Below are 21,611 nucleotides of genomic sequence, written 5' to 3'. Positions count from 1 at the left end.
GGCCGCCGATCACGAGATCATCGTGTGCGCGAGCCAGGGCTTCTGCGCCAGGCGCTCGGTCTCGAAGGCCTTGATCTTGTCCTTGTGGCGCAGCGTCAGGCCGATGTCGTCCAGCCCGTTGATCAGGCAGTACTTGCGGAAGGCCTGCACGTCGAACGCGAACTCCTGGCCGTCGGGCTTCACGACCACCTGGCGTTCCAGGTCGATGGTCAGCGTATAGCCTGGGAAGGCGAAGGCTTCGTCGAACAGCTGCGAGACCTGCGACTCGGGCAGCACGATCGGCAGCAGGCCGTTCTTGAAGCTGTTGTTGAAGAAGATGTCGGCGTAGCTCGGCGCAATGATCGCGCGAAAGCCGTACTGGTCGAGCGCCCACGGCGCGTGCTCGCGCGACGAGCCGCAGCCGAAGTTCTTGCGCGCCAGCAGCACCGAGGCGCCGGCGTAGCGCGGCTGGTTCAGCACGAAGTCGGGGTTCGGCTTGCGGCTGGCCGGGTCCTGGCCCGGAAAGCCGGCGTCCAGGTAGCGCCACTCGTCGAACAGGTTCACGCCGAAGCCGGTCTTCTTGATCGACTTGAGGAACTGCTTGGGAATGATCGCGTCGGTGTCGACGTTCTCGCGGTCCATGGGGGCCACGAGGCCCTTGTGCACGGTGAATTTCTGCATGTGATGTCTCCAGATCAGGCGAAGGTGCGCACGTCGACGAAGTGGCCGTGCACCGCGGCGGCGGCGGCCATGGCCGGGCTCACGAGGTGGGTGCGGCCACCGGCGCCCTGGCGGCCTTCGAAGTTGCGGTTGCTGGTCGATGCGCAACGCTCGCCGGGCTCCAGGCGGTCGGCATTCATCGCCAGGCACATCGAGCAGCCGGGCTCGCGCCATTCGAAGCCTGCGGCCTTGAAGATCACATCGAGCCCTTCGCGCTCGGCCTGTTCCTTCACCACGCCCGAGCCGGGCACGACCATCGCGAGCTTCACGTTCTTGGCCACTTTCTGGCCGAGCTTCTTCACCACGGCGGCGGCTTCGCGCATGTCCTCGATGCGGCTGTTGGTGCACGAGCCGATGAACACCTTGTCGATGAAGATGTCGTTCATGGCCTTGTTGGGCTCCAGGCCCATGTAGACCAGCGCGCGCTCGATGGCGCTGCGCTTGCTGGCGTCCTTTTCCTTGTCGGGGTCGGGCACGCGGCCGTTGATCTCGACCACCATTTCGGGTGAGGTGCCCCAGGTGACCTGCGGCTGGATCTGCGCAGCGTCGAGCTCGACCACGGCGTCGAAGGTCGCGCCGGGGTCGGACTGCAGCGTGCGCCAGTAGCTTACGGCCTGGTCCCATTCAACGCCGGTGGGCGCGAGCGGACGGCCCTTCACGTAGCTGACGGTCTTCTCGTCGACCGCCACCAGCCCGGCGCGTGCGCCGGCCTCGATGGCCATGTTGCAGACCGTCATGCGGCCTTCCATGCTCAGGTCGCGAATCGCGGAGCCCGCGAATTCGATCGTGTAGCCCGTGCCGCCGGCGGTGCCGATCTTGCCGATGATGGCCAGCACGATGTCCTTGGCGGTGCAGCCCAAAGGCAGATTGCCTTCGACCTTCACGAGCATGTTCTTGGCCTTCTTGCCCAGCAGCGTCTGCGTGGCCATCACGTGCTCGACCTCGCTGGTGCCGATGCCGTGCGCCAGCGCGCCGAACGCGCCGTGCGTGGAGGTGTGCGAGTCGCCGCAGACCACCGTCATGCCCGGCAGCGTCGCGCCGCTTTCCGGGCCGATCACGTGCACGATGCCCTGGCGCTTGCTCAGGAACGGGAAGAACGCGGCGGCGCCGAACTCGGCGATGTTGTGGTCCAGCGTGGTGACCTGTTCCTTGCTGGTCGGGTCGGCAATGCCTTCATAGCCGCGCTCCCAGCCGGTGGTCGGCGTGTTGTGGTCGGCGGTGGCCACGACCGAGCTGATGCGCCACAGCTTGCGGCCGGCCTCGCGCAGGCCTTCGAAGGCTTGCGGGCTGGTCACTTCGTGCACCAGGTGGCGGTCGATGTAGAGGATCGCGGTGCCGTCTTCCTCGGTGTGGACGACGTGTTCGTCCCAGATCTTGTCGTAGAGCGTGCGTGCCATGTCGGTCTCTTGTCTTTCGTGGGGAAATGGATTGTCTGTCGACGCGGTCTAGGCCGCGAGTCGTTCGGTGGCGTCGGCCGAATCGGCCGCCGCGTGCAGGTGGTTCACCAGCGTGCGCGCCGCCACCGGCAGGGTGGAGAAGTCGCGCGCGACCAGGCGGATCTCGCGCGCCGCCCAGGCGTCGTTGAGCGTCACGCTCACGAGGCCGCGGCCGATGCCGTTGTGCATGAGTTCGAAGGCGCGCTGCGGCATCACGCCGATGCCCAGGCCGTTGTCGATCATCCGGCACATGGCGTCCAGGCCCGTGACGTGGATGCGCAGCTTCACGCTGCGGCCGGCGCTCAGGGCCGCTTCGTGCATCGCCACGTAGATCGAGCTGTTGGTGTGCAGGCCGACGTGGTCGAAGGCCAGCGAGTCGACGAAATCGATCGTGTCGTGCGCGGCCAGCGCGTGCCCCTCGGGAACGATCAGCGCGAGGCGGTCGTGGCGGTACGAAAGGCTCTGCAGCTCGCCCGCGCCGCCGGCCACGTGGCACACGCCGAGGTCGGCCGCGCCTTCCTGCACCGCGCGGATCACTTCGCTGCTCAGGTGCTCCTCGAGGTCGATCTTGATGGCCTCGTGCGCGCGCGAGAACACGCCCAGGTCTTCCGGCAGGAACTGCACGATGGCCGAGATGTTGGCGTGCACCCGCACGTGCCCGCGCACGCCGTCGGCGTATTCGCTGAGCTCGCCTTGCATCTTCTCGAGGCTGTAGAGCACCGAGCGCGCGTGGTGCAGCAGGCTCTCGCCAGCCGGCGTGAGGTCGACGCCGCGCGCATGGCGGTAGAGCAGGGCGGTGCCGAGCGTGGCCTCCAGGTCGGACAGCCGCTTGCTGACGGCCGAGGCCGCAATGAACTCGCGCTCCGCCGCACGCCCGATGCTGCCCAGCTCGCACACGGCCACGAACAGCTGCAACGACGTGAGGTCGATGCGGCGGGCAAAGTTGCGTTCGGACGTGCTCATGGGGCTTGGGCATCGCGTTTGGCGATGAGTTTGCTATTTTCTTCCTGTTTTGAAGCCCTTGCCATCGCGATGCGCGATGACCTCGCTGCCGGCTGGCGAGGAGGGGCATGCCGAACGGGCAATAAAAAAGCTGCCCGGAGGCAGCTTTTTTCAGGGAGCGGAGGTTCCGCAGCCGGTCGATCAGCGAGCCGAGATCGGCTTCACGTCACGCTTGGGCGAGCCTTCGAACAGCTGGCGCGGGCGGCCGATCTTGTACTCGGGGTCGCCGATCATTTCGTTCAGCTGGGCGATCCAGCCGACCGTGCGGGCCAGCGCGAAGATCGCGGTGAACAGCGGCACGGGGATGCCGATGGCGCGCTGCACGATGCCCGAGTAGAAGTCGACGTTCGGGTACAGCTTGCGCGACACGAAGTACTCGTCTTCCAGGGCGATCTTCTCGAGTTCCTTGGCGAGCTTGAACAGCGGGTCGTTTTCCAGGCCCAGCTCGGTCAGCACTTCGTTGCAGGTTTCCTGCATCAACTTGGCGCGCGGGTCGTAGTTCTTGTACACGCGATGGCCGAAGCCCATCAGCTTGACGTTCGAGTTCTTGTCCTTGACCTTCTTGATGAACTCGCCGATCTTTTCCACGCCGCCTTCGCGCTGGATGTCGTACAGCATGTTCAGCGCCGCTTCGTTGGCGCCGCCGTGGGCCGGGCCCCACAGGCACGCCACGCCGGCTGCAATGGCCGCGAAGGGGTTCGTGCCCGACGAGCCGCACAGGCGCACGGTCGAGGTCGAGGCGTTCTGCTCGTGGTCTGCGTGCAGGATGAAGATGCGGTCGAGCGCGCGCTCGAGCACCGGGTTCACCTTGTACTCTTCGCACGGCGTGGCGAACATCATGTGCAGGAAGTTGCCTGCATAGCTGAGTTCGTTCTTCGGGTACATGTACGGCTGGCCGACGGTGTACTTGTAGGCCATGGCCACGAGCGTGGGCATCTTCGCGATCAGGCGGATCGCGGCGATCTCGCGGTGCTCGGGATTGTTGATGTCCGTGCTGTCGTGATAGAAGGCCGACAGGGCGCCCACGAGGCCGGTCATGATGGCCATCGGATGGGCATCACGGCGGAAGCCGCGCAGGAAGAACTGCATCTGCTCGTTGACCATCGTGTGGTTGGTCACGAGCTTGGTGAAGCTGGCCTTCTTGCCTGCGTCCGGCAGTTCACCGTACAGCAGCAGGTGGCAGGTCTCCATGAAGTCGCAGTTGGTCGCGAGCTGCTCGATGGGGTAGCCGCGGTACAGCAGCTCGCCCTTGTCACCGTCGATGTAGGTGATGGCCGACTGGCAGGCGGCGGTCGACATGAAGCCCGGGTCGTACGTGAACATGCCGGTCTGTGCATACAGCTTGCGGATGTCGATCACGTCGGGCCCGATGGTGCCCTTGTAGATCGGCAGTTCGACGTTGTCGCCGCCATTGCTGAACGACAGCGTGGCCTTGGTATCGGATGCTTTCATTTCGGTTTACTTTCAGAGGTGGATTCAGGACGAAGGAGAAAAAATGGCAGGACGCTGAGCGCCGTCGGTACGCATCAGCTGCAGCAATGCGACCACCTCGGCCCCGGCCCATGCGGGCTCGGGCTCCTTTCTGCACAGCAGCAGGTCGAGGAGGTCGTTGTCCGACAGGTCCATCAATGTCTCCATCGCTCCCGCTTGACCGACGGTCATGTGGGATTCGTGCCGCTCGAAGAAGCGGGCGATGAACAGGTCGTTCTCCAGCAGGCCGCGCCGGCAACGCCACTTGAGCTTGCTCAGCGCACGTTCGCCGAGCAGCGTATCGGGGGCGTTGGCGGGGGTCGACATAAGTAAGGCTTCTCGGAAAAACCGTCAGATGGCGCGACGCACCATCAGTTCCTTGATCTTGCCGATGGCCTTGGTCGGGTTCAGGCTCTTCGGGCACACGTCCACGCAGTTCATGATCGTGTGGCAGCGGAACAGGCGGTACGGGTCTTCCAGGTTGTCCAGGCGCTCGGCGGTGGCTTCGTCGCGGCTGTCGGCGATGAAGCGGTAGGCCTGCAGCAGGCCGGCCGGGCCGACGAACTTGTCGGGGTTCCACCAGAAGCTCGGGCAGCTCGTGGAGCAGCTCGCGCACAGGATGCACTCGTACAGGCCGTCGAGCTCTTCACGCTCTTCGGGCGACTGCAGACGCTCCTTCTCGGGCGGCACGGTGTCGTTCTGCAGGTACGGCTTGATCGAGTTGTACTGCTTGAAGAACTGGGTCATGTCGACGATCAGGTCGCGGATGACGGGCAGGCCCGGCAGCGGCTTGAGCACGACGGTGCCCTTGAGCGTGTTCATGTTGGTCAGGCAGGCCAGACCGTTCTTGCCGTTGATGTTCATCGCGTCGGAGCCGCAGACGCCTTCGCGGCACGAGCGGCGGAACGACAGCGTGGGATCCTGCGCCTTGAGCTTCATCAGGGCGTCCAGCAGCATGCGTTCGTGGCCGTCGAGTTCGACCTCGACCGTCTGCATGTAGGGCTTGGCGTCCTTGTCCGGGTCGTAGCGGTAGATCTGGAATGTGCGCTTCATCGTATGGACCTTGTAAATATTCTTAGAACGTGCGGACCTTGGGCGGCACGGATGCCACCGTCAGCGGCTGCAGCTTGACGGGCTTGTACGAGAGGCGGTTGTCCGCGCTGTACCAGAGCGTGTGCTTCATCCAGTTGGCGTCGTCGCGGCCAAGCGGTGCGACCGGGTCGTCCGCGGGACGCTCGTAGTCTTCCACCGTGTGGGCGCCGCGGCATTCCTTGCGGGCGGCGGCCGAGACCATGGTGGCCTGCGCCACTTCGATCAGGTTGTCGACTTCCAGCGCTTCGATGCGGGCGGTGTTGAACACCTTGGACTTGTCCTTCAGGCCGATCGACTTGACGCGCTCGCGCACGGCGGCGATCTTGACCACGCCTTCGTCCATCGAGGCCTGCTTGCGGAACACGGCGGCATGCTGCTGCATGACGGCGCGGATCTCGCCGGCCACGTCCTGGGCGTACTCGCCGCCGGTGGAGGCTTCGAGTTCGTTCAGGCGCTGCAGGGTGCGGTCGGCCGCATCCTTGGGCAGTTCCTTGTGTTCCTTGAGCTTGTCGTTGAACTCGACGATGTGGTTGCCGGCCGCGCGGCCGAACACCAGGAGGTCGAGCAGCGAGTTGGTGCCCAGGCGGTTGGCGCCGTGCACGCTCACGCAGGAGCATTCGCCCACCGCGTACAGGCCGTTGACCACGGCGCTGTTGTCTTCACCCTTCTGGATGACGACCTGGCCGTTGATGTTCGTCGGAATGCCGCCCATCTGGTAGTGGATGGTGGGCACCACGGGAATCGGTTCCTTGGTGACGTCGACGTTGGCGAAGTTGATGCCGATCTCGTAGACCGACGGCAGCCGCTTGTGGATGGTGTCGGCGCCCAGGTGGTCCAGCTTCATGTGGATGTAGTCCTTGTTGGGACCACAGCCACGGCCTTCCTTGATTTCCTGGTCCATCGAGCGCGACACGAAGTCGCGCGGGGCCAGGTCCTTCAGGGTGGGCGCATAGCGCTCCATGAAGCGTTCGCCGTTGCTGTTCAGCAGGATGGCGCCTTCGCCGCGGCAGCCTTCGGTCAGCAGCACGCCCGCGCCGGCCACGCCGGTGGGGTGGAACTGCCAGAACTCCATGTCCTGCAGCGGGATGCCCGAACGTGCGGCCATGCCCAGGCCGTCGCCGGTGTTGATGAACGCGTTGGTGGACGCACCGAAGATGCGGCCTGCGCCGCCGGTGGCCAGCAGCACGGTCTTGGCCTGCAGGATGTGCAGGTCGCCGGTTTCCATCTCGAGGGCCGTGACACCGACCACGTCGCCTTCGTCGTCACGGATGAGGTCGAGCGCCATCCATTCGACGAAGAACTGGGTGCGGGCTTCGACGTTCTTCTGGTAGAGCGTGTGCAGCATCGCGTGGCCGGTGCGGTCGGCCGCGGCGCAGGCGCGCTGCACGGCCTTCTCGCCGTAGTTGGCCGTGTGGCCGCCGAACGGACGCTGGTAGATCGTGCCGTCGGGGTTGCGGTCGAAGGGCATGCCGAAGTGTTCGAGCTCGTACACGACCTTCGGTGCTTCACGGCACATGAACTCGATCGCGTCCTGGTCGCCGAGCCAGTCGGAACCCTTGATCGTGTCGTAGAAGTGGTAGTGCCAGTTGTCCTCGCTCATGTTGCCGAGCGAGGCGCCCACGCCACCCTGGGCCGCGACGGTGTGCGAACGGGTCGGGAACACCTTGGAAAGCACGGCCACGTTGAGGCCGGCACGGGCGAGTTGCAGCGAGGCGCGCATGCCGGAGCCGCCGGCACCGACGATCACGACGTCGAACTTGCGCTTGGTGATGTTTTCTTTTGTGTAGGTCATGGTGGGTCAGATCTTCCAAAGCACTTGAATGGCCCAACCCGCACAACCGACAAGCCAGACGATGGTGAAAACTTGCAGCACGAGACGGATGGCGACAGGCTGGACGTAGTCCATCCACACGTCGCGCATGCCGACCCACACGTGATAGAGCAGGGCAACGATCACGGAGAAGGTCAGGACCTTCATCCACTGTGCGGCGAAGATGCCGGCCCACAGGTCGTAACCGATGGGGCCGCGCGAGAAGATCAGCTGTGCGAGCAGGATGATCGTGAACAGCGCCATCAGGGCGCCGGTGATGCGTTGGCTGAGCCAGTCGCGCAGACCGTAGTGCGCGCCGACGACGATGCGCTTGGAGCCGTAATTCACAGACATGGGTGGCTCCTTCTCAGTACAGGCCGAACAGCTTGGCGCCAAGCACCAGCGTGAGGATGATGCTCGCGAGCAGCGTGAAGATGGCCGAGCTGTGGCCGAACTCCTTGGTCACGGCGGAGTGGCTCACGTCCATCCAGAGGTGACGCAGGCCGGCGATGAAGTGGTGCAGGTAGGCCCAGATGAGCGCCAGTGCGACGAGCTTGAAGAACCATCCCGGAGCGAAGCCGACGCCGATGTTGAAAGCAGACTTGAATTTCGCGAACGAATAGTCAGATGACAGCGAGGTGTCGAACATCCAGATGATGAAGGGCATCAGCAGGAACATCAGCACACCGCTCACGCGGTGCAGGATCGACACGATGCCGGCCGGCGGCAGCCGGTAGGTCGTGAGATCGGTGAAGGCGTTGATGTTCCGGAATTCGCGACGCGGCGGCCGGGGGGGAGTTGCAAGCTCTGTCATAGGGAGATGGCTTTCGTGGCTTTGTGACTTGTTGGCTTGTTCTGAGAGCGAACGCTTTTGTTTCTTCTGCGGAATGCAAACAACGCAAAATTCTATTGCAATGCACCATCGCGCATCGGACGCGCAGGAGTCAACGCACTGCGGCAGTCGGATGCTCGGGGCTCGAGGCTGCGTTGCGCGGGCTGAGTGTGCGCGTTTGTGCCCGCGCGGGCGAGGTTCTTCGGCGCCATCGGATCAGCCCAGCTGGTTGCGGTAGTGGTGGGTGTCGGTGCGGTACAGGCCGCGGCGCAGTTCCATCGGCATGTCGTGGTACGTGTGCGCCACGCGCTCCACGCTCAACAGCGGCATCTGCAGCGGCACGTCGAGCAGCTGCGCCTGTTCGGCATCGGGCAGCACGGCGCGGATCTTTTCTTCGGCGCGCACCATGCGTACGCCGAACTCGGTCTCGAACATCGCGTACATCGGACCGGGCCAGGCACGCAGCCGGTCGGCCGTGAGTCCCTTGAAGGGCGCGCCGGGCAGCCAGAGGTCTTCGAGGATGGTCGGCACGCCGCCGTAGGCGAGCACGCGGCGCACCTGCAGCACGGCGTCGCCGGTGCGCAGGCTCAGCGCACGCGCCACGTCGGCCGAGGCGCGCAGGCGCTTGCAGTCGACGATGGTGCGCTCGGCCGGGCCTTCGGCGCTCGGGCTGCCGGCGTCGGGCACGAGCTTGAGAAAACGGTACTGCACATGCTGCTCGGCATGCGTGGCCACGAAGGTGCCCTTGCCCTGGCGGCGCACCACCAGGTTTTCGGCCGCCAGCTCGTCGATCGCCTTGCGCACCGTGCCTTGGCTCACGCGGTACCGCACGGCCAGGTCCATCTCGCTGGGGATGGGCTCGCCCGGCTTCCACTCGCCGGCCTGCAGGCTCTGCAGGATCAGGGTCTTGATCTGCTGGTAGAGCGGACTGAAGGACGGCGTCGTGGGCTCGTCGAGGGTGGAGGGCGTGTTCATGGCAGCGGTGGGGTGCGCCGTGGCGGACCCCCAGAGGATATCTTATATAAGACATAAGACGGCCTTTGTCGAATCGGCTTAAAATGCTGGCCGGTCCCGCGCCGCGGGAAAGCTTCCCCCCGCTGGACCGCGGCGCCCCACGAGAGCGCTAACCCGTTTCACCACCTTCTGGAGTCTTCCCATGAGCAAAAAGCCTGTCCGCGTTGCCGTTACCGGTGCCGCCGGTCAAATCGGTTACGCCCTGTTGTTCCGTATCGCTTCCGGCGAAATGCTCGGCAAAGACCAGCCGGTCATCCTGCAACTGCTCGAAATCCCCGACGAGAAGGCCCAGAAGGCGCTCAAGGGCGTGATGATGGAGCTCGACGACTGCGCCTTCCCGCTGCTGGCCGGCATGGAGGCCCACGGCGACCCGATGACCGCCTTCAAGGACGCCGACTACGCCCTGCTGGTCGGTTCGCGCCCCCGCGGCCCCGGCATGGAACGTGCCGAGCTGCTGGCCGTCAACGGCGCCATCTTCACGGCACAGGGCAAGGCGCTGAACGCCGTCGCCTCGCGCAACGTGAAGGTGCTGGTCGTCGGCAACCCCGCCAACACCAACGCCTACATCGCCATGAAGTCGGCACCGGACCTGCCGCGCAAGAACTTCACCGCCATGCTGCGCCTGGACCACAACCGCGCTGCCAGCCAGATCGCTGCCAAGACCGGCAAGGCCGTGGCCGACATCGAGAAGCTCACCGTCTGGGGCAACCACTCGCCCACGATGTACGCCGACTACCGCTTTGCGACCATCAACGGCGAAAGCGTCGCCAAGATGATCAACGACCAGGAATGGAACGCCAACACCTTCCTGCCGACCGTCGGCAAGCGCGGCGCGGCCATCATCGAAGCACGCGGCCTGTCGTCGGCGGCTTCGGCTGCCAACGCCGCCATCGACCACATGCGCGACTGGGCCCTGGGCACCAACGGCAAGTGGGTCACGATGGGCATCCCGTCGGACGGCCAGTACGGCATTCCGAAGGACGTGATGTTCGGCTTCCCGGTCACCTGCGAAAACGGTGAGTACAAGCTGGTCGAAGGCCTCGAGATCGACGCCTTCAGCCAGGAGCGCATCAACAAGACGCTCGAAGAGCTCGAAGGCGAACGCGCCGGCGTCGCCCACCTGCTGTAAAGCAAACCCGCCAGCATGCTCGACTGGAACCCCGCGCTCTACCGTCGCTACGAGGACGAGCGCACCCGGCCCGCACAGGAACTCCTGGCGCGGGTCCCGCTTGCCGAGGCCGCCCATGTGGTCGACCTCGGATGCGGTCCGGGCAATTCCACCGAGCTGCTGGCACGTCGGTTCCCGAAGGCGCAAGTCACGGGCACCGACAACTCCGAAGCCATGTTGGTCAGCGCGCGCGAGCGCCTGCCGGCGGCGCGCTTCGAGTTGAGCGACATCGCGACCTGGGCGCCGCGTGAAACAGAAGCGCCCGATCTCATTTATGCCAACGCGTCCCTGCAATGGGTGCCGGATCACGAGACGCTGATCCCCCGCCTGTTCGACGCGCTGGCCCCGGGCGGCGTGCTCGCCGTCCAGATGCCCGACAACCGCCAGGAGCCCACGCACCGCCTGATGCGTGCGGTGGCGGCCGAAGCGCCCTGGGCTGAGCCCATCGGCGACGCCGACAAGCTGCGCACCTTGTTGCTGCCGCTCGGCGGTTACTACGACCTGCTGGCGCCGCAGGCGGCCAACGTCGATGTCTGGCACACCATTTATCAGCACCGCATGGCCGATGCCGCTTCCATCGTCGAATGGGTGCGCGGCACGGGCCTGAAGCCCTTCGTCGACCGGTTGCCGCCCGATCTGCAGGCGAGCTATCTCGCCGAATACGAACGCCGGGTCAACGAGGCCTACCCGGTGCGCACCGACGGCAAGCGCCTGCTTGCATTCCCGCGCATGTTCATCGTGGCGCACAAGAAAAAAGACGCATGACGACGAAGACCGCCGCTGCCCATCCCGCGGACGTGCTGCTCGGCGCACAGGCCGGCGCCGTGACCCTGCCGGTGTGCGACCACTACAGCGGCGTCGAAGCCCGCATGAAGAAGAGCCTCGCGCTCCAGGCCGAGATGGCGCAGGAGTTCGGCGCCTGCGTGTTCGACGTCACCCTCGACTGCGAAGACGGCGCCCCGGTCGGCGGCGAGGCGGAGCATGCCGCGCTCGTCACCGAGCTCGCGCTGGCCGCGAAGCCCGGCATGCGCGTCGGCGTGCGCGTGCATCCCGTCGATCACCCCGCATTCGCTGGCGACGTGGTCACCATCGCCGGACGCGCCGGCCAGCGGCTGAGCCACCTCATGATGCCCAAGGTCGAATCCGTGGCCGATGTGTGTCAGGCTGTTGCCGCGCTCGACGCGGCCGATGCCGCCGCGTTGCCGCTGCACGTGCTCATCGAATCGCCCCTGGCGGTGCACAACGCCTTCGAAATTGCCGCGCATCCGCGCGTGCAGTCGCTGAGCTTCGGCCTGATGGATTTCGTGTCGGCGCATGCCGGCGCCATTCCCGCCGACGGCATGGGCGCGGCGGGGCAGTTCAGCCACCCGCTGGTCGTGCGCGCCAAGCTGGCACTGGCCTCGGCGGCGCATGCCTACGGCAAGGTGCCCTCGCATTGCGTGGTCACCGAGTTCAACGACACCGAGGCGATGCGCCTGGCGGCCCGCAAGGCGGCCACCGAATTCGGCTACACGCGCATGTGGAGCATCCACCCGAACCAGATCCGGCCGATCCTCGAGGCCTTCGCGCCCGACGAGGCGCAGATTCAAATTGCCACAAAAATCATTACAAAAGCCGCAGACGCGGATTGGGCACCGACACAAATTGATGGCACATTGCACGACCGCGCGAGCTACCGCCACTTCTGGCAGGTCCTGACGCGCGCCCACGCAACAGGGCGCGCGTTGCCCTCCGAGGCGAAAGCCTGGTTTGCATCGCGGTCTCCTGAAACCCACTGAATCAGCCTGAAGGAACCCCGCTCATGAAGAAAATTGCACTGATCGCCGCCGTTGCGCTGGCCCTGCCTTTCGCCGCCGTGGCCCAGAACGCCACCGCCACCAAGCCGGCCGCGGCCAAGGCCGAAGCCAAGAAGACCCCGCCGAAGCGCCAGGTCACCCGCAAGGCGGCCAAGGCTGTCGAAGAGGTCACGCCGATCGCCGACGACACCAACATCGTGCTGTCCGAGTCCGACCTGGCCGTGGCGCAGCGCGTGTCCATCGGCAAGGCCCAGTGCGAACTCGGCGCCGACGTGACCGTCACGCCCGACGAGAAGAAGCCCGGCTTCTTCACCGTGACCACCAAGGGCCTGAAGTACCGCATGCACCCGGTCGAAAGCCGCACCGGCGCCATCCGCCTCGAAGACCCGCGTGCCGGCGCCATGTGGCTCCAGCTGGGCAACAAGTCGATGCTGATGAACCAGAAGGCCGGCCTGCGCATTGCCGACGAATGCCAGACCGCCGCCCAGGTCGCCTTTGCCGACGAGATGAAGAAGAACCCGCCGAAGGCCCTTTTCGAAGGTGCCGACGCAGCCAAGAAGTAAGAAGAGCACCGAACCCGGGGTGCGGCGCGGCTCTTGCTTGGCCGCTTGAGACCGCAGCGCACGCCCGATAGCCTAGTTTCCGGAGAAAAGAAGATGTTGCAAGCCTACGTTGATCATGTTGCCGAACGCGCCGCGCTCGGTATCCCGCCGCTGCCCCTGAGCGCGAAGCAGACCGCCGAAGCGATCGAGCTCCTGAAGAGCGCGAACGCCAAGGACGGCGCCTTCCTGCTGGACCTGCTCACCTACCGTGTGCCCGCCGGCGTCGACGACGCCGCCAAGGTCAAGGCGAGCTACCTCGCGGCCGTGGCCCACGGCACCGAGAAGAACGCGTTCATCTCGCGCGCCCGCGCCACTGAACTGCTCGGCACCATGCTCGGCGGCTACAACATCAGCCCCATGATCGACCTGCTGGATGACGCCGAAGTCGGCGCTGTCGCAGCCGAAGGCCTGAAGAAGACCCTGCTGATGTTCGACCAGTTCCACGACGTCAAGGAAAAGGCCGACAAGGGCAACGCCCACGCCAAGGGCGTGCTGCAAAGCTGGGCCGACGCCGAGTGGTTCACCAGCCGCCCCGAAGTGCCGCAGAGCATCACCGTCAGCATCTTCAAGGTGGCTGGCGAAATCAACACCGACGACCTGTCGCCCGCTCCTGATGCGACGACGCGTCCCGACATTCCGATGCACGCCCTGGCGATGCACAAGAACGCCCGCCCCGGCATCGTCCCTGAAGAAGACGGCAAGCGCGGCCCGGTGAAATTCATCGAAGACCTGCGCGCGCGCGGCCACCTCGTGGCCTACGCCGGCGACGTGGTCGGCACGGGTTCGTCGCGCAAGAGCGCCACCAACTCGGTGCTGTGGTTCACCGGCGAAGACATTCCCTTCGTGCCGAACAAGCGTTTCGGCGGCGTCTGCCTCGGCGGCAAGATTGCTCCCATCTTCTACAACACGATGGAAGACTCGGGCGCACTGCCCATCGAGCTCGACGTGACGCAGATGAACATGGGCGACGTGGTCGAGCTGCGCCCCTACGAAGGCAAGGCCCTGAAGGACGGCCAGGTCATCGCCGAATTCCAGGTCAAGAGCGACGTGCTGTTCGACGAAGTGCGCGCCGGCGGCCGCATTCCGCTGATCATCGGCCGCGGCCTGACCGCCAAGGCGCGCGAGGCCCTGGGCCTGCCCGTCTCCACGCTGTTCCGCCTGCCGCAAAGCCCGGTCGACACCAAGAAGGGCTTCTCGCTGGCACAGAAGATGGTCGGTCGCGCCTGCGGCCTGCCCGAAGGCCAGGGCGTGCGTCCGGGCACGTACTGCGAACCCAAGATGACCTCGGTCGGCTCGCAGGACACCACCGGCCCGATGACCCGCGACGAACTGAAGGACTTGGCCTGCCTGGGCTTCTCGGCCGACCTCGTGATGCAGTCGTTCTGCCACACAGCGGCGTACCCCAAGAAGGTCGACGTCAAGATGCACCACGAACTGCCCGAGTTCATGGCCAACCGCGGCGGCGTGTCGCTGCGTCCGGGCGACGGCGTGATCCACAGCTGGCTCAACCGCCTGCTGACGCCCGACACCGTGGGCACGGGCGGCGACAGCCACACCCGCTTCCCCATCGGCATCAGCTTCCCCGCAGGCTCCGGCCTCGTGGCCTTTGCGGCCGCCACCGGCGTGATGCCGCTGGACATGCCCGAGTCGGTGCTCGTGCGCTTCAAGGGCAAGATGCAGCCCGGCGTCACGCTGCGCGACCTGGTCAACGCCATTCCGCTGTACGCCATCAAGTCGGGCCTGCTGACCGTGGCCAAGCAAGGCAAGAAGAACATCTTTTCGGGCCGCATCCTCGAGATCGAAGGCCTGCCCGACCTGAAGGTCGAACAAGCTTTCGAGCTGAGCGACGCCTCGGCCGAACGCTCGGCCGCCGGCTGCACGGTGCACCTGAACAAGGAACCGATCCAGGAGTACATCAACAGCAACATCACGCTGATGAAGTGGATGATTGCCGAAGGCTACGCCGACGCCCGCACGCTGGCACGCCGCATCGCCGCGCAGGAAGCCTGGCTCAAGGATCCGCAGTTGCTCAAGGGCGATGCCGACGCCGAGTACGCGGCCGTCATCGAGATCGACCTGGCCGAGATCCACGAACCCATCGTGGCCTGCCCGAACGACCCGGACGACGTGAAGACGCTGAGCGACGTGGCCGGTGCCACCATCGACGAAGTGTTCATCGGCTCGTGCATGACCAACATCGGCCACTTCCGCGCCGCGTCGAAGCTGCTCGAAGGCAAGCGCGACATCCCGGTCAAGCTGTGGATCGCACCGCCGACCAAGATGGACGCGCAGCAGCTCACCGAAGAAGGCCACTACGGCGTGTTCGGCAACGCCGGCGCGCGCACCGAAATGCCGGGCTGCTCGCTGTGCATGGGCAACCAGGCACAGGTGCGCGAAGGCGCGACGGTGATGTCGACCAGCACCCGCAACTTCCCGAACCGCCTGGGCAAGAACACGAACGTGTACCTGGGCTCGGCCGAACTGGCCGCCATCTGCTCGCGCCTGGGTCGCATCCCGACCCGCGAGGAGTACATGGCCGCCACGGGCGTGATCGACGCGTCCAGCGCGCAGATCTACCAGTACCTGAACTTCGACAAGATCGAGGACTACAAGGGCGTGGCGGACACGGTCACGGCCTGAGGGTCGTTGCAGCCGGCGAGCGATTCGCCGGCCTCATGAAAAAGCCCCGCTTCGGCGGGGCTTTTTCATGGGCGTTCGCTGTCGGTGTCAGCCCGGCGGCGGATTCGGCTTCAGGTGCTCCTGGCCCTTCAGCACCATCGCCATGCCGGCGGGGCCGCCCACCGCGTAGGGCAGCGAGGCCTGCAGCGAATGGGCGAAATCGCCGCGGTACAGCTTGGCGCCCTGGTGGGTCAGGTTCGAGTTGGCATCGATGTAGATCGACTCGCCCAGCCCCGACCACAGCCGGCAGAAGCCGTAGTCTTCCGACAGGTAGCGCCGCGTGACCGGGTCGACCATCACGTCGAAGAAGCGGTAGTGCAGCCCGCGGTCGGCTTCGCCGATGCTGTCGGGCACGTACTGCAGGTCGGGGTAGGCGGCCATGAGCCGCTCGAACACCTGGCGCCGGATCGCCATGAAGCCCGTGGGCGCCTCGGTCATCTTCATGAAGCCGTCGGGCTGCACCTCGAGCTCGATCTGCGATGCGCCTTCTTCGGCCTTGGCATTGACTGTGTAGCGCGTGAACGCGGCCTCGAACTGCTGCTGCGTGGTGCCGGCCGCCACGCCGCCGGCTGGCCAGTCTTCGCGCTTGAGCGGGTAGACGCCGGCGGCGATGTCGTAGCCCGACAGCAGCAGGCGGAACGCCGCCTCGGCCGAGAAGCCGATGTCTGCGTCGATCCAGAACAGGTGGGTCCACTCGGTGTTGGCTAGGAACTGGGCCACGCAGTTGTTGCGCGCGCGCGTGACCAGGCTTTCGCCCTGGTGCATCAGCACCTGCACCTTCATGCCGGCACGCTCGGCGCTCACGGTGAAGTTCAGCAGCGATGCCACGTAGTTCTGGAAGAACTTGCCGTCGTGGCTCGGCGTCACGATCACGGGGTAGAAGTTCCGGAGTTCGGACGGGTCGAGCATGCGAGGGGGCTCCGTGGGACGAGGGGCTGGCTAGCGGGCAGGGCGCTGCATCAGGCCCTGCAGCAGGGTGTCGTAGGTCTGCGTGGCCGCCGCGTCGCCGGGCAGGTAGCGCGCGATGAGCGCGCGCTGCCGGTCGCGGTAGGCCTGGGCCTGCGCGTCGTGCCCGTCGATGGCCTCGAGCACGCGGGCGCTGCCTGCGGCCACGTCGTTTTCTGCGTAGTAGTAGCCCAGGTCCACGCACAGGTGGGCGTTGTGCACCAGCGGATAGCCCTGCCAGCAGGTCTCGAGGTAGAAGTAGTTGAGCGGGTTCTCCCACTGGTGGGAGACCACGATGTCGGTGTTCTGCGCCAGGAACACCGGGGTTTCGTGCCGGCCCAGGAAGACCGCCTTATGCTGGCGCACCAGGTCGAGCTGGTTCATCAGCGTGATGAACTCCATGCTGTCCTTGGCCATGCGCTCCACGTTCGTGACCTGCAGCAGCCCGATCGCGTCGGGCCGGGCACGGTAGGCCAGCTCGGCGATCAGGATGGGGTAGACGCAGAACTTCACGACGTTGATGTTTGGCTCCATCACGCTGAGCCGCCGCGGGCCGCTGCGTGGCTGGTAGGCGCCGCCGTCGGGCAGGGCGCGGGTGCGCTCTTGCAGGAACACCGGGCTCCAGACGAAGGGCACGGCGCGCGCCTCGGCGCGGCGCAGCACCTCGAAGTACGGCTGGCTGATGTGGGCCACCTGCGGAACCATCCAGATGTCGTCGTAGCGCTGGTTGATGAACAGGTTGCGGCCCCACAGCGGCTTGCCGAACAGCATCGACTCCATCGCGTGCACGTACTCGAAGCCGCAACAGTACGACACCAGCCGCGCGCCGCGGCGCTTGAGGTGATCGGTCTGGTCGGCGTCAATCTGGCCGCCCAGCTCGATCAGCACGTCCACGCTGTCCTTGGCCGCCTCGAAGGTCACGGTCGGCCAGCGGGCCTGGTCCCAGGGCAGGGCGGGGGTGATGGGCGTGGCGGTGGTGTTGACCAGCACCACCGAGGCGACGCTCGGGCAGTGCTTCAGCGCCTCTGCCAGGAACACGGCGTTCTGCTTGATGCCGTTGTTCCAGAGGGTCTCGGCCTCGTGGTGAAGGCCGATCGTGATGCCGATGCGCAGGCCGGCACCCGAGGCGGTGGTCATTGGTTTTCGCGGGGGACGTAGCCGGTCAGGCGCCAGCCTTGGGGTTCGAGGCGGAAGCTGACTTTTTCGAAGACGGTCTTGTCGTTGGTCAGGCGGGTGGCGAAGTCGACGTTGGCGTACAGGCCTGCAGGGATGCCGGTGCTGTCGTCCAGGTAGCGGATGCGGGTCACGCTGGCCCAGTCACGGCGGGCCACGACGCCCACGGTCTGGCGCGAGCGTTGCGTGTTGGCAACGAATTCGGCCTTGGGAAAGCGAGTCTTCACAAACGCCGACGCGGTATCCCATATCTCTCCTGCCCGGTTTTCGTCGATCTGCTTGAGGCTGCTGAGGCCCGCCTGGACGAGTTCGTCGGCGGAGTTGCCGTCCTGCGCCAGGGCGCAGGAACCGGCCAGGGCCAGCGTGCATGCGGCCAGGAAACGGGGGAGAAACGGCTTCATTGGGCACCTTTTGTGAGGAAAACCGCTGTGACAGACAGCGGCGGCGATTCTAGGCGGGGCGTTCGGATCGACGTTCCACAGCGACATCGCCGCGCCCGGATTTGTCGCCAATCGTGAAAGTTTGTGAACTAAATCATCATTTCACGGTTTCCGGTAGACCGAAATGGCTGCAAATGTAAACGGCTGCGTACATTACCGCGTCCATTGTGAACGTCAGGGTAACTACGACCCTGGCTGGGGCGACGAACCGCGGGCGGTCGTTGCCTTCCTCCGCCGTTGATACCGCGCCCGCCCTCTGTGAACCGAGCTCGAAGAATATGAACAAGTCTTACCGAAGTATCTGGAATGAAGCCCTGGGGGCCTGGGTTGCGGCGTCTGAAATCACTTCGGCGAGGGGAAAGAAGAGCACATCGAAGCTGGTTCGAGCGGCAGTCGCCGCGGCGACGCTCATGGCTGTCGCGACGGGGGGACACGCTTCCTATCAGCTCGGCGGCGGGTACGCACCGAACTCGGTGACCAATGCCATCGCCATTGGCAATGGCAATGGCAGCGGCACGTCGGGCAACAACAGTGCGTATGCAATTGCTGATTACTCTCTCGCGATCGGGAACAACGCCCAGGCGAGCTCTCACAGCTCGACGGCAATCGGCTCTGGTGCCAAAGCCTCGGGCAAAGGGGCTTACGCCCTGGGCAACGACGCCAAGGCCAGCGGGACTTCATCGGTCGCGGTAGGGGGCGGGGACGGAACCGGCAACGGTGGCTCGGTCGCGTCGGGCGAGCAGGCCGTGGCCATCGGCCGGGCGACAAATGCCAGCGGAACGAACAGCGTGGCCATCGGCGGCAACCTGACGGTGGATGGCGGCGCGAAGAGCGCCGGCGCCAACGCCGTGGCGATCGGCACGGGAGCCAGCGCCGGCAACGACAACAGCGTCGCGCTTGGTAGTAACAGCGTGACCGCCGCGGCGGTTCCGACTGCCAATGCGACGGTCAACGGGGTTGTGCTGGGCGGGTTTGCCGGCGCCACACCGACCAGTGTCGTGAGCGTTGGTTCGGCGGGCGCTGAGCGCCAGATCACCAATGTGGCGGCGGGCCAGGTGACCTCCACCTCGACCGATGCGATCAATGGCAGCCAGTTGTACTCGGTCGCCAGCACGGTGGGGTCGCTGTCGACCTCCACGTCCTCGGGGCTGAGTACCGCCAACAGCCGCGTCAACAGTCTGTCGACCTCGACGTCGTCAGGGCTGAGTACAACGAACAGCAATGTCAGCAGCCTGTCGACTTCGACATCGAGCGGCATCTCCAGCCTGTCGACCGGCCTGAGCACCACGAACAGCAACGTGAGCAGCCTGTCGACGTCCACGTCGTCCGGCCTGAGCACGACCAACAGCCGCCTCAACAGCCTCTCGACCTCCACATCGACCGGTTTGAGCACGGCGACCAGCGGCATCTCGAGCCTGTCCACGGGCTTGAGTACGGTGAACAGCGAACTGGACAGCCTGTCGACTTCCACGTCGAGCGGTTTGAGTACGGCGACCAGCGGCATTTCCAGCTTGTCGACGGGCCTGAGCACCACGAACAGCAACGTCGCCAGCCTGTCGACATCCACATCGTCGGGCCTGAGCACGGCGAGCAGTCGCATCAACAGCCTGTCGACTTCGACGTCGTCGGGACTGAGCACTGCCACGAGCAGCATCTCGAGCCTGTCGACCGGCCTGAGCACCACGAACAGCAACGTCGGCAGTCTTTCGACCTCCACGTCGACCGGCCTCAGCACGACCAACAGCCGCATCGACAGCCTGTCGACGTCGACGTCGTCGGGCCTCAGCACAGCGACGAGCGGGATCTCCAGCCTGTCCACAGGTCTGAGTACCACGAACAGCAACGTCGGCAGCTTGTCGACGTCCACATCGTCGGGCCTGAGCACCAGCAGCAGCCGCATCGACAGCCTGTCGACGTCGACTTCAAGCGGCCTGAGCACGACCAACAGCAACGTCAGCAGCCTGTCGACTTCGACGTCGTCCGGTTTGAGCACGGCCACCAGCGGCATCTCCAGCCTGTCGACTGGCCTGAGCACCACGAACAGCAACGTCAGTAGCCTGTCGACTTCTACGTCGTCCGGGCTGAGCACCAGCAGCAGCCGCATCGACAGCCTTTCGACATCGACGTCGAGCGGTCTGAGCACGGCGACCAGTGGCATCTCGAGTCTGTCGACTGGCCTGAGCACAACGAACAGCAACGTCGGCAGCCTCTCGACTTCGACGTCGTCGGGTCTGAGCACGACCAACAGCCGCATCGACAGCCTCTCGACGTCCACGTCGTCTGGCCTGAGCACCGCTGCCAGTGGCATCTCCAGCCTCTCCACGGGGTTGAGCACAACGAATAGCAACGTCAGCAGCCTGTCGACCTCCACGTCGTCCGGATTGAGCACCAGCAGCAGCCGCATCGACAGCCTTTCGACATCGACGTCGAGTGGTCTGAGCACGGCGACCAGTGGCATCTCGAGTCTGTCGACGGGCTTGAGCACGACCAACAGCAACCTCAGCAGCCTGTCGACTTCGACGTCGTCCGGCCTGAGCACGGCCACGAGCGGCATCTCCAGCCTGTCCACAGGCCTGAGCACTACGAATAGCAACGTGAGCAGCCTTTCGACGTCGACGTCGTCGGGTCTGAGCACGGCGACCAGCGGAGTCTCGAGCCTGTCCACGGGCTTGAGCACGACGAACAGCAACGTCAGCAGCTTGTCGACCTCCACGTCGTCGGGTCTGAGCACCGCGACCAGCGGCATCTCCAGCTTGTCGACGGGCTTGAGCACGACCAACAGCAGCGTCAGCAGCCTGTCGACTTCGACCTCGTCCGGCCTGAGCACGGCCACGAGCAGCATCTCCAGCCTGTCCACGGGCTTGAGCACCACGAACAGCAACGTGGGTAGCTTGTCGACCTCGACATCGTCGGGTCTGAGCACGACCAACAGCCGCATCGACAGTCTCTCGACGTCCACGTCGAGCGGCCTGAGCACTGCGACCAGTGGAATCTCGAGCCTGTCCACGGGCCTGAGCACGACGAACAGCAACGTGAGCAGCCTGTCGACATCGACGTCGTCGGGCCTGAGCACTGCCACCAGCGGCATCTCCAGCTTGTCCACGGGCCTGAGCACCACGAACAGCAACGTCAGCAGCTTGTCGACGTCCACGTCGTCCGGTTTGAGTACCGCTGCGAGCGGCATCAACAGTCTGTCGACGGGCCTGAGCACGACCAACAGCAATGTGAGCAGCCTGTCGACGTCCACGTCGTCCGGCCTGAGCACGGCCACGAGCAGCATCGACAGCCTCTCGACCTCCACCTCGAGCGGTCTGAGCACTGCAACCAGCGGTATCTCGAGCCTGTCGACGGGTCTGAGCACCACGAACAGCAACGTGAGCAGCCTGTCGACGTCCACGTCGTCCGGCCTGAGCACGGCCACGAGCAGCATCGACAGCCTCTCGACCTCCACCT

At 65.4% G+C, this 21,611-nt stretch carries 18 protein-coding genes and 2 pseudogenes; 7 read left to right on the top strand and 13 right to left on the bottom strand.

Annotated elements, in window-relative coordinates; all coding sequences use genetic code 11:
* Positions 1–9 precede the first annotated feature (9 nt).
* The 10 genes from leuD to AC1RAA_RS15370 all read right to left on the bottom strand — a co-directional run bounded on the left by leuD (position 10) and on the right by AC1RAA_RS15370 (position 9,316).
* Positions 10–660, bottom strand: a complete 651-nt coding sequence (gene leuD / locus AC1RAA_RS15415; protein ID WP_062479700.1) for a 3-isopropylmalate dehydratase small subunit — start codon at positions 658–660, stop codon at positions 10–12.
* Positions 661–674: 14 nt separating this feature from the next.
* On the bottom strand, positions 675–2,096 hold the full coding sequence (leuC, locus tag AC1RAA_RS15410; protein ID WP_492732054.1) for a 3-isopropylmalate dehydratase large subunit: 1,422 nt from the start codon (positions 2,094–2,096) through the stop codon (positions 675–677).
* Positions 2,097–2,144: 48 nt separating this feature from the next.
* Positions 2,145–3,098, bottom strand: a complete 954-nt coding sequence (locus AC1RAA_RS15405) for a LysR substrate-binding domain-containing protein (protein ID WP_492732055.1) — start codon at positions 3,096–3,098, stop codon at positions 2,145–2,147.
* Between the two features lie 180 nt (positions 3,099–3,278).
* On the bottom strand, positions 3,279–4,589 hold the full coding sequence (gltA, locus tag AC1RAA_RS15400) for a citrate synthase (protein WP_062479703.1): 1,311 nt from the start codon (positions 4,587–4,589) through the stop codon (positions 3,279–3,281).
* Between the two features lie 24 nt (positions 4,590–4,613).
* A complete protein-coding gene (locus AC1RAA_RS15395; RefSeq protein ID WP_062479704.1) occupies positions 4,614–4,934 on the bottom strand; it encodes an FAD assembly factor SdhE in 321 nt (106 codons plus the stop codon).
* A gap of 24 nt (positions 4,935–4,958) precedes the next feature.
* Entirely contained in the window at positions 4,959–5,660 is a 702-nt protein-coding gene (locus AC1RAA_RS15390) for a succinate dehydrogenase iron-sulfur subunit (RefSeq protein WP_062479706.1), read from the bottom strand.
* Positions 5,661–5,682: 22 nt separating this feature from the next.
* A complete protein-coding gene (gene sdhA, locus AC1RAA_RS15385) occupies positions 5,683–7,491 on the bottom strand; it encodes a succinate dehydrogenase flavoprotein subunit (RefSeq protein ID WP_056572028.1) in 1,809 nt (602 codons plus the stop codon).
* A gap of 6 nt (positions 7,492–7,497) precedes the next feature.
* Positions 7,498–7,863, bottom strand: coding sequence for a succinate dehydrogenase, hydrophobic membrane anchor protein (gene sdhD, locus AC1RAA_RS15380; protein ID WP_062479708.1), 366 nt, complete (start codon positions 7,861–7,863; stop codon positions 7,498–7,500).
* A 13-nt stretch (positions 7,864–7,876) separates the two neighbouring features.
* Complete coding sequence (sdhC, locus tag AC1RAA_RS15375) at positions 7,877–8,323, bottom strand: succinate dehydrogenase, cytochrome b556 subunit (protein ID WP_492732057.1); 447 nt, start codon at positions 8,321–8,323, stop codon at positions 7,877–7,879.
* Positions 8,324–8,557: 234 nt separating this feature from the next.
* Complete coding sequence (locus AC1RAA_RS15370; protein ID WP_070062271.1) at positions 8,558–9,316, bottom strand: GntR family transcriptional regulator; 759 nt, start codon at positions 9,314–9,316, stop codon at positions 8,558–8,560.
* Between the two features lie 181 nt (positions 9,317–9,497).
* On the opposite strand from AC1RAA_RS15370, the gene AC1RAA_RS15365 reads away from it, so the two are divergent.
* The 5 genes from AC1RAA_RS15365 to AC1RAA_RS15345 all read left to right on the top strand — a co-directional run bounded on the left by AC1RAA_RS15365 (position 9,498) and on the right by AC1RAA_RS15345 (position 15,561).
* Positions 9,498–10,484: a malate dehydrogenase gene (locus tag AC1RAA_RS15365; RefSeq protein ID WP_042578072.1), complete on the top strand. Its 987-nt coding sequence runs from the start codon at positions 9,498–9,500 to the stop codon at positions 10,482–10,484.
* A gap of 15 nt (positions 10,485–10,499) precedes the next feature.
* Positions 10,500–11,288: a trans-aconitate 2-methyltransferase gene (gene tam / locus AC1RAA_RS15360; RefSeq protein WP_492732059.1), complete on the top strand. Its 789-nt coding sequence runs from the start codon at positions 10,500–10,502 to the stop codon at positions 11,286–11,288.
* Positions 11,285–12,301, top strand: coding sequence for an HpcH/HpaI aldolase/citrate lyase family protein (locus AC1RAA_RS15355; protein ID WP_492732061.1), 1,017 nt, complete (start codon positions 11,285–11,287; stop codon positions 12,299–12,301). Before tam ends, AC1RAA_RS15355 begins: the two co-directional genes overlap by 4 nt.
* A gap of 23 nt (positions 12,302–12,324) precedes the next feature.
* Positions 12,325–12,882: a hypothetical protein gene (locus AC1RAA_RS15350; protein ID WP_062479718.1), complete on the top strand. Its 558-nt coding sequence runs from the start codon at positions 12,325–12,327 to the stop codon at positions 12,880–12,882.
* Between the two features lie 93 nt (positions 12,883–12,975).
* The gene (locus AC1RAA_RS15345) at positions 12,976–15,561 is read left to right on the top strand and encodes a bifunctional aconitate hydratase 2/2-methylisocitrate dehydratase (protein WP_139702450.1); all 2,586 of its coding nucleotides are present in this window, start codon (positions 12,976–12,978) and stop codon (positions 15,559–15,561) included.
* Positions 15,562–15,648: 87 nt separating this feature from the next.
* Here the strand turns inward: AC1RAA_RS15345 and AC1RAA_RS15340 are convergent, their stop codons facing one another.
* The 3 genes from AC1RAA_RS15340 to AC1RAA_RS15330 are packed head-to-tail and all read right to left on the bottom strand — an operon-like array spanning position 15,649 to position 18,119.
* A complete protein-coding gene (locus AC1RAA_RS15340) occupies positions 15,649–16,509 on the bottom strand; it encodes a hypothetical protein (RefSeq protein WP_492732063.1) in 861 nt (286 codons plus the stop codon).
* A gap of 30 nt (positions 16,510–16,539) precedes the next feature.
* Positions 16,540–17,682: a DUF2827 domain-containing protein gene (locus tag AC1RAA_RS15335; RefSeq protein ID WP_492732065.1), complete on the bottom strand. Its 1,143-nt coding sequence runs from the start codon at positions 17,680–17,682 to the stop codon at positions 16,540–16,542.
* Entirely contained in the window at positions 17,679–18,119 is a 441-nt protein-coding gene (locus AC1RAA_RS15330; RefSeq protein WP_159275661.1) for a DUF4019 domain-containing protein, read from the bottom strand. Before AC1RAA_RS15330 ends, AC1RAA_RS15335 begins: the two co-directional genes overlap by 4 nt.
* A gap of 317 nt (positions 18,120–18,436) precedes the next feature.
* Between AC1RAA_RS15330 and AC1RAA_RS15325 the strand changes: the two are divergent.
* Both AC1RAA_RS15325 and AC1RAA_RS15320 read left to right on the top strand, forming a co-directional pair.
* Positions 18,437–18,517 (top strand): annotated as a pseudogene (locus AC1RAA_RS15325) (ESPR domain-containing protein); the annotation flags it as partial.
* Positions 18,518–18,523: 6 nt separating this feature from the next.
* Positions 18,524–21,611 (top strand): annotated as a pseudogene (locus tag AC1RAA_RS15320) (hypothetical protein); the annotation flags it as partial.

This window comes from Variovorax sp. GW823-FHT04F07, from assembly GCF_058795995.1.
The sequence above is the reverse complement of the archived record's forward strand: the minus strand, read 5'-3'. Positions and strand labels throughout refer to the sequence as shown.

Bases quoted from the DNA above. Each gene is read 5' to 3' on its own strand.
- AC1RAA_RS15350 (WP_062479718.1), top strand. From the start codon at position 12,325: ATGAAGAAAATTGCACTGATCGCCGCCGTTGCGCTGGCCCTGCCTTTC.
- AC1RAA_RS15390 (WP_062479706.1), bottom strand. From the start codon at position 5,660: ATGAAGCGCACATTCCAGATCTACCGCTACGACCCGGACAAGGACGCC.
- leuC (WP_492732054.1), bottom strand. From the start codon at position 2,096: ATGGCACGCACGCTCTACGACAAGATCTGGGACGAACACGTCGTCCAC.
- sdhC (WP_492732057.1), bottom strand. From the start codon at position 8,323: ATGACAGAGCTTGCAACTCCCCCCCGGCCGCCGCGTCGCGAATTCCGG.
- leuD (WP_062479700.1), bottom strand. From the start codon at position 660: ATGCAGAAATTCACCGTGCACAAGGGCCTCGTGGCCCCCATGGACCGC.
- AC1RAA_RS15340 (WP_492732063.1), bottom strand. From the start codon at position 16,509: ATGCTCGACCCGTCCGAACTCCGGAACTTCTACCCCGTGATCGTGACG.
- AC1RAA_RS15335 (WP_492732065.1), bottom strand. From the start codon at position 17,682: ATGACCACCGCCTCGGGTGCCGGCCTGCGCATCGGCATCACGATCGGC.
- gltA (WP_062479703.1), bottom strand. From the start codon at position 4,589: ATGAAAGCATCCGATACCAAGGCCACGCTGTCGTTCAGCAATGGCGGC.
- sdhA (WP_056572028.1), bottom strand. From the start codon at position 7,491: ATGACCTACACAAAAGAAAACATCACCAAGCGCAAGTTCGACGTCGTG.
- AC1RAA_RS15330 (WP_159275661.1), bottom strand. From the start codon at position 18,119: ATGAAGCCGTTTCTCCCCCGTTTCCTGGCCGCATGCACGCTGGCCCTG.
- AC1RAA_RS15395 (WP_062479704.1), bottom strand. From the start codon at position 4,934: ATGTCGACCCCCGCCAACGCCCCCGATACGCTGCTCGGCGAACGTGCG.
- AC1RAA_RS15405 (WP_492732055.1), bottom strand. From the start codon at position 3,098: ATGAGCACGTCCGAACGCAACTTTGCCCGCCGCATCGACCTCACGTCG.
- AC1RAA_RS15355 (WP_492732061.1), top strand. From the start codon at position 11,285: ATGACGACGAAGACCGCCGCTGCCCATCCCGCGGACGTGCTGCTCGGC.
- AC1RAA_RS15370 (WP_070062271.1), bottom strand. From the start codon at position 9,316: ATGAACACGCCCTCCACCCTCGACGAGCCCACGACGCCGTCCTTCAGT.
- tam (WP_492732059.1), top strand. From the start codon at position 10,500: ATGCTCGACTGGAACCCCGCGCTCTACCGTCGCTACGAGGACGAGCGC.
- sdhD (WP_062479708.1), bottom strand. From the start codon at position 7,863: ATGTCTGTGAATTACGGCTCCAAGCGCATCGTCGTCGGCGCGCACTAC.
- AC1RAA_RS15365 (WP_042578072.1), top strand. From the start codon at position 9,498: ATGAGCAAAAAGCCTGTCCGCGTTGCCGTTACCGGTGCCGCCGGTCAA.
- AC1RAA_RS15345 (WP_139702450.1), top strand. From the start codon at position 12,976: ATGTTGCAAGCCTACGTTGATCATGTTGCCGAACGCGCCGCGCTCGGT.